The organism is Halorubrum sp. SS7 (assembly GCF_005435055.1).
Taxonomy (GTDB): Archaea; Halobacteriota; Halobacteria; order Halobacteriales; family Haloferacaceae; genus Halorubrum; species Halorubrum salinarum.
The window spans coordinates 1-780 of sequence record NZ_SGXV01000177.1; the positions used below are offsets into that span (position 1 = coordinate 1).

A 780-nucleotide genomic window follows, 5' to 3' on the forward strand; every position below is an offset into this window, starting at 1 on the left:
GTCGTCGTCCGCCGCCTCCTGGCGGTAGCCGCAGCCGACCGCGCAGCGCATACAGGTGGTCGGTCGCCGCTCGGTCATAATGCGGGCGGCGGAACTGATCGATCGTCGTTTCCATTGGCGTCGTCGTCGGGAATCATTTCGACTGGATACACGATGGCCTGTGCGACGGATAACTGTTGTCTGTCATCAAAGACCGCGTTGTATCGCGTTTCTGGTGGGTTCTACGCGACAAAGATGGAAGGTCTCCCTATCGATTAGATGTCCTTACCCAATATCGGCGTTCGATCTCGGATTTCCGATCCGAGTTCTTCTAGCCCAAATAATTCCAAGAATTATAAATTCGTACCTCTTACTCCGCAATTATCCGTCGCGAACGGACGAAGTGCCGCACTCTGAAGAGAGCGCGCGTATTTTTCGTTTTTATTAAAGAGACAACACTTTATGCGGCGATACTTATGCGATATTCAGACAAATGACGAAGATAATTGGAAATTCGTCGTCAATAGCTCGGACCGGTAACTCGGGTGGGACCGCGTGACGAACAAGAAGGAGACGTGGAAGGAGGGGATGTACGGGGACGAGGTCCGGGAGAAGATCCTGGGGTTCGCCGAGGCCGGGTGGGAGTCGATCCCGGAGGACGAGCGCGACATGTGGTTCTCCCGGTTCAAGTTCTGGGGCGTCTTCCACCAGCGCTCCGGCCAGGAGAGCTACTTCATGCTGCGGCTGGCGAACGCGAACGGCCAGCTCACCGCCGAACAGCTGCGCGCCGTCGGCGAGGTC

Annotated in this window: 1 pseudogene; it reads left to right on the forward strand. The window is 56.4% G+C overall.

Annotation, left to right across the window (positions count from 1 at the left end):
- Positions 1–534 precede the first annotated feature (534 nt).
- Positions 535–780, forward strand: a pseudogene (locus EXE44_RS17460) (ferredoxin--nitrite reductase); the annotation flags it as partial.